This is a genomic window from Desulfuromonadales bacterium (genome assembly GCA_035620395.1).
GTDB lineage: Bacteria > Desulfobacterota > Desulfuromonadia > Desulfuromonadales > DASPGW01 > DASPGW01.
The window spans coordinates 1-6405 of sequence record DASPGW010000023.1 but is presented as its reverse complement, the minus strand read 5'-3'; the positions used below and the strand labels follow the sequence as shown (position 1 = coordinate 6405).

Annotated in this window: 5 protein-coding genes; all 5 read left to right on the top strand. The window is 61.9% G+C overall.

Annotated elements, in window-relative coordinates:
* Positions 1 to 853 (top strand): DNA mismatch repair protein MutS (locus VD811_01445; GenBank protein ID HXV19635.1); only part of this gene is annotated, 853 nt, incomplete at its 5' end.
* A gap of 30 nt (positions 854 to 883) precedes the next feature.
* Complete coding sequence (locus tag VD811_01440) at positions 884 to 2098, top strand: N-acetylmuramoyl-L-alanine amidase (GenBank protein HXV19634.1); 1215 nt, start codon at positions 884 to 886, stop codon at positions 2096 to 2098.
* On the top strand, positions 2095 to 4797 hold the full coding sequence (glnD, locus tag VD811_01435) for a [protein-PII] uridylyltransferase (GenBank protein HXV19633.1): 2703 nt from the start codon (positions 2095 to 2097) through the stop codon (positions 4795 to 4797). The genes VD811_01440 and glnD overlap by 4 nt, the downstream gene beginning before the upstream one ends.
* Positions 4798 to 4820: 23 nt before the next feature.
* On the top strand, positions 4821 to 5708 hold the full coding sequence (gene xerD, locus VD811_01430; protein HXV19632.1) for a site-specific tyrosine recombinase XerD: 888 nt from the start codon (positions 4821 to 4823) through the stop codon (positions 5706 to 5708).
* Between the two features lie 139 nt (positions 5709 to 5847).
* The coding region (locus VD811_01425; GenBank protein HXV19631.1) for a phosphoglycerate mutase at positions 5848 to 6405 on the top strand (558 nt) is incomplete at its 3' end.

Below are 6405 nucleotides of genomic sequence, written 5' to 3'. Positions count from 1 at the left end.
GGGTTCGCGCCACCCGGTGATTGAGCGAATGATGGCCCGCGAGAAGTTCGTCCCCAATGACGTGCGGTTCGACGAGGCGGTGCGGGTGCTGTTGGTGACCGGCCCCAACATGGCCGGCAAGAGCACCATCCTCCGGCAAATCGGGGTGTGCGTGCTGCTGGCACAGATCGGGGCATTCGTTCCGGCGGAACGAGCCAGGATCGGGGTGATTGACCGACTGTTCACCCGGGTCGGCGCCAGCGACAACCTGGCGCGCGGGCAGTCAACCTTCATGGTCGAGATGACGGAGACGGCCAACATCCTCAATCATGCCACTCCCCGCAGCCTGATCGTCCTCGACGAGATCGGCCGCGGGACCTCCACCTTTGACGGCGTCAGCATCGCCTGGTCGGTGGCGGAGTACCTGCACGACCGTGCCGAGGTGGCCGCCAAGACCCTCTTCGCCACCCACTACCACGAGTTGACGGAACTGGCGCTGACCCGCGAGCGGGTCAAGAACTACAACATCGCCGTCAAGGAGTGGAACGAGCAGATCATCTTCCTGCGCAAGATCGTCAAAGGCGGCGCCAGCCACTCCTACGGCATCCAGGTGGCGCGTCTGGCCGGGCTGCCGCGGGCGGTGATCGAGCGGGCCCGCGAGGTCCTGCGCAACCTGGAGTCGGGGGAACTCGAAGAGGGGGCGCCGCGCCTGGCGCGCAGCCGACAGGCGGCCCAGCCGGTGCCCGCTCCGCAGCTTTCCCTCTTCGCGCCGGCCGGTGACCGGCTGCGGGAGAGGCTGGAGGCGATCGATGTTTCCGTCGTGACCCCGCTGGAAGCACTCAACCTGCTTGACCAGTTGAAGAAAATGGCCTGAACGATGCATTTTTCCCGGCTTTTTAGACTGTTGATTCCTCTCCTCCTGCTGGTTTCCATCTTGCCGGCTGCGGCGGTGGCCGCCGGAGTGGAGGTGACCGGCCTCCGCTTCTGGTCCAACCCCGGTTATACGCGGGTCGTCCTGGGCCTGAACGGCACGGCCGCATACACCGTCAACTTTCTGCCAGGCAACGAACGCAGCGGCGTCAACCCCCGCCTCTATGTCGATATCGCCGCCACCCTGGCGGCTTCGGTCCCCGAAACGACCGAGGTCGGCGACGGGCTGCTGCGCCGGATACGGGCCGGCCGTCATGATGCAAAAACGGTCCGGGTGGTGCTCGACCTGAACAGTTTCAAGGACTACAAGGTATTGCCGCTGGCTGACCCCTTCCGCATCGTCATCGACATTGCCGGCAACCGGCAGGCGGAACTCAGTGCCGCCACACCGGAATTGCGATCTCCCCCGGCCGGGACGAAAGACAGCATTGCCCGTATTCTGGAAAAGGTTCCGGAGGACCGTCCGCTCAAGGTGAATATTCCACCGAAAGCGGCGCAAAACGGGTTGCGCCGCATCGTCGTTGATGCCGGGCATGGCGGCAAGGATCCGGGAGCCATCGGCCCGAGCGGAATTCAGGAGAAGGATGTCACCCTCGCCGTGGCCAGGACACTGGCCAGGCACCTCGAAGAGGATCTTGGCTGTGAAGTTGTCCTGACCCGCAACAGTGACGTTTTCCTGCCTCTCGAGGAGCGCACGGCGATTGCCAACAAGGTGGGTGCCGATCTGTTCATCTCCATCCATGCCAATGCCAGTACCAATCACAGTGCCTACGGGACGGAAACCTACTACCTGAACTTCGCGAAGAACGACAAGGCCGCCGCCGTCGTCGCCCGGGAAAACGGCACCTCCCTGAAGCAGGTGAGCGATCTGGAGCTGATCCTCTTCGATCTGATGGCCAACTCGAAGATCAACGAATCGAGCCGCCTGGCGGCCGAGATACAAAAATCCCTGATCGAGCGCCTCAGCCGCCACTATTCGGACACCCGGGATCTCGGCGTCAAGCAGGGGCCGTTTTACGTCCTGCTCGGCGCGACCATGCCTTCGGTTCTGGTCGAGACCGCCTTCATCAGCCATAAACGCGAAGAGGCCCTGCTGACCGATCAGCAATATCATGAACGAACCGCCGCCGCCATTACCCAGGGCGTGCGTAATTACGCCACCGCTCTCAAAATGATTGCTGCCAGATGAACATGCCGATTTCGGAAAAGGTCGAATCTTTTTTCTCCCGCGAACTGCTCACCGACTCGGGTATCCCCTACGAGCACCGGCGCGTCATGCTGCTGGAAGCCTCCCGAAGATTTCTCGAGCACCACCAGGCGCGGATCCGGGAGCAGCACGCCGCCGGCGTCGCCGGGCGGATTACCGTCGGCAGCCTGACCTCGTTGACCGATACCCTGATCCGCAACCTGTACCGCAGCGTCTCGGCCGATCTCCCCGAGCAGGCGGCCGGTTCCTGCGCCCTGATTGCCATCGGGGGTTATGGGCGTGGCGAACTCAATCCCCGCTCGGATGTCGACGTCATGTTCTACTACAGCGGCAAGACCAAAAAACTTGCTGAACAGATCTCCGAACGAATGCTCTACCTGCTGTGGGACCTCGGTCTGGATGTCGGCTACAGCGTGCGAACGGCCAAGGATTGTCTGGAGATGGCCGAGCGGGACATCACGGCCCGGACCGCTCTGCTCGATTCGCGTTTTCTGGTCGGCGACGAGACCCTTTACCGGGAGTACGAGACCTCCGTGCTCGATCCGGTGCTGAACAAAAATACCCAGGCGTTCATCCGCGAGAAACTGGAAGAGAACACCCGCCGTCTGCAGAAGTACGGCTCGTCGGTCTTTCTGCTCGAACCGAATCTCAAGGAGGGCGAAGGGGGTCTGCGCGACTTGCATACCGCCATCTGGGTGGCCCGGGTAAAGTTCAAGTCCCGCACCCTCCGGGATCTGGTGATCAAGGCGGTGTTGACCGAACGGGAAGCGGAACAGTTCGAGGAAGCCTTCGATTTCCTCTGGCGCATCCGCAATGAACTGCACTACATCTCGGGGCGCAAGAACGAGCAGTTGCATTTCGACCAGCAGGAGAAGATTGCCCGTTTCCTCGGATACGCCGACAACCGGACGGCGCCGGCGGTCGAGCAGTTCATGCAGGACTATTATTCCCACGCCACCCGCGTCGAACATCTGGCCTCCAGCCTGGTCGCCAAGGCGACCCAGCAGGACGAGTCGAGTTTCAGGATTCTCGGTTATCTCACCCGCCGCTCCCTCGATGACGGATTTTATGCCCTGCGCGGCGAGTTGCGGCCCACCCGGCCGGACATCTTCGAGAAGGATCCGGCGAAGATGATGACGGCGTTTCTGCTCGCCCAGCGACACGGCGTTCGGCTGAGCGTGCCGCTCAAGGGACTGATCCGCGACAATCTGCATCGCATCAACGACCGGGTCCGACGCCAGAAGACCATGGCCGAGGGGTTCCTCGAAATCCTGCGCAATCCCCTGCGGGTGGCTGAAACCCTGCGCGACATGCACCATCTGCAGTTTCTCAACCACTTCATCCCCGAGTTCGGTCACATCTACTGCAAGGTGCAGCACGACGCCTATCACATCTACACCGTCGACATCCACTCCCTCTTCGCCGTCGAGGAGATCGTCAAGCTCTGGCGCGGCGACTACCGGGATATGAAGCCGCTGCTGACCAAGGTCGCCAACGATATCGAAAAACGAGACCTCATGCTGCTGGCGGTGCTCTTCCACGACATCGGCAAGGGGGGAGGGAAGGACCACTGCAACAAGGGCGGGGACATGATTCCGACCATCGCCCGCCGTCTGGGACTGGGCAAGGAGGACAGCCAGCGCCTCGAATTCCTGGTCCGCAGCCACCTGCTGATGACGCACATCTCCCAGCGCCGCGACCTGCATGACGACAAGCTGATCGTCCAGTTCGCCCGCAGCATGGGGATGAGTGAAAATCTCAAGATGCTCTACCTGCTGACCTTCGCCGACGTCAGGGCGGTAGGTCCCGACGTCTGGTCCGAATGGAAAGGGCTGCTGCTGCAGGAGCTTTACGAAAAGACCTACGAGGTCCTCGAACGGGGCGATTTCAGGCTCGAGCGGCGGTCGGAAAAGGTGCGCAACCGCAAGCGCAAGGTGGTCGAGCTGCTGGAGGAAGAGTTCGGCGAGCGTACGGTCAAGGAGGTTCTCAAGACCATGGGAACCCGTTACCTGCTCTCTCATCGTTCGGCGGAAATCGTTGAGCACGTCCGGGTTCTGCTCAGTCGCGGCGAGAAGACCCTGGTGATGAAAATCGAGCATGAGCCCCAGGGGCATTACAGTCAGCTGACCATCTCGACTCTCGATATCCCGGGCCTCTTCTCGAAGATTACCGGGGTGATGGCCGCCAACGGCATCAACATCCTGGGCGCCCAGATCTTCACCCAGGGCAACGGCGTCGCCCTTGACACGCTGCAGGTGCGCAGCCCTTCCGGCGAGTTGATCACCAACCCGGAAAAGTGGCAAAGGGTGGAAGACGACCTCGTCTCGGTCATCGAAGGGCGGGCAAGGGTGGACGACCTGGTGAAGAAACGGCATCGGCCAAGTCTGCTCACCGGCCGGCCGATGCCGCGTTCGCCGAATCGTGTGGAGATCGACAATGAGGTCTCCGACGAATACACCGTTATCGATATCTATGCCCACGACAAGGTCGGCCTGCTTTATCAGATCACCAAGACGCTCAAGGAACTGGGCCTCTACATCGGGGTTTCGAAGATCTCCACCAAGGTCGACCAGGCTGCTGACACCTTCTATGTCCAGGATATCTTCGGCCAGAAGATCACCCATGTGGAGAAGCTCGTCGAGATCCGCAGTCGCCTGCTCGAAAGCCTGGAAGCCGATTGAAAAACTAAAACTTTTTTGAAGTTATGAACCAATACCTCGACCATTTTCTCAACTTCCTGCTGGTGGAGCGGGGGCTCTCGGCCAACACGCTCGACGCCTACGGGCGGGACCTCGCCCGCTATCTCGACTTTCTCGAAAAAGAAGGTGTCGACCATCCGGACGGGGTTGCCCCGCCGCAGGTTTTGCGTTTTCTGGCCCGACTCAAGGAGTCGGGCCTGTCGGCGCGCAGCCGGGCCCGGGCGCTCGTATCGCTGCGCATGTTCCACAAGTTCCTGCTGGCGGAAAAAATTACCACCGTCAATCCCACCTCGCGGGTCGAAGCCCCGCGCAGCCTGCAGGCTCTCCCCCACACGCTGAGTCCGGCCGAGGTGGAGCGTCTGCTCGCCGCTCCCGTTGGTGACAAGGCCTTCGCCTGTCGCGACCGTGCCATGCTCGAACTTCTTTACGCCACCGGTCTGCGGGTTTCGGAACTGGTCGGGCTGAAGCTGGAGGATTTGCAGCTGGGGGTCGGCTACCTGTTTGCGTTCGGCAAGGGGAGCAAGAGACGCATCGTCCCGATGGGGGAGACGGCCATCTTCGAGCTGCGCCGCTATCTCCTCGAAGGCCGTCCTCTTCTCGAGCGGGAGCCGGCCAGCCTGCATCTCTTCCTCAATCGTGCCGGCAGGGGGTTGACACGCCAGGGGTTCTGGAAGATTATAAAGCGCCGCGCCCGGGAGGCCGGGATCAGCAAGAACATCACCCCGCATACCTTGCGTCATTCCTTTGCTACGCATCTGCTGGAAAACGGGGCCGACCTGCGGGCGGTCCAGACGATGCTGGGACATGCGGACATCTCCACGACGCAGATCTACACCCATGTCACCCGGGAGCGGCTGCGCAAAATTCATGAGCAGTTTCATCCGCGGGGGTGACAATAGGCTGCTTGCGAGTCCCCCTTTGAAAAAGGGGGATTCAGGGGGATTTTACTTGCAGGCCGCAACTGCCAAATCCCTCCTGCCCCCCTTTACAAAGGGGGGACCTTATGTGTGAAATTTTGGCAACGAGGATCGAATGAAATACATTGTACTGCTCGGCGACGGCATGGCCGATGAGCCGCTGGCGGAACTCGACGGCAAGACTCCCCTGGAGCACGCCAGAACGCCGAACATGGATGCCCTGGCCCGTGGCGGGCAGCTGGGCCTGGTCGAGACTGTCCCCAAGGGATTCCATCCCGGCAGCGATGTCGCCAACCTGTCGGTTTTCGGCTACGACCCCGCCAGCTGCTACAGCGGCCGCTCGCCGCTCGAGGCCGCCAGCATGGGCGTCGAGCTCGGCCCGGAGGATGTCGCCTTCCGGCTCAACCTGGTGCACCTGGTCGCCCATTACGGCAAGCTCTACATGGGGGACTTCTCTGCCGGCCACATTTCCACTCCCGAGGCGCGTGAGCTGATTGCCGCCCTGCAGGAGGAGATCGGCGGCGACGAGTTCCATTTTTACCCCGGCGTCTCCTACCGCCACCTGATGGTCTGGCGCGGCGGCAAGGACCGGCTGCAGTTCACGCCGCCCCACGACATCACTCATCAGCCCGTTGACGGCCACCTCCCCGTTGGCGAGGGGGCCGACAAGCTC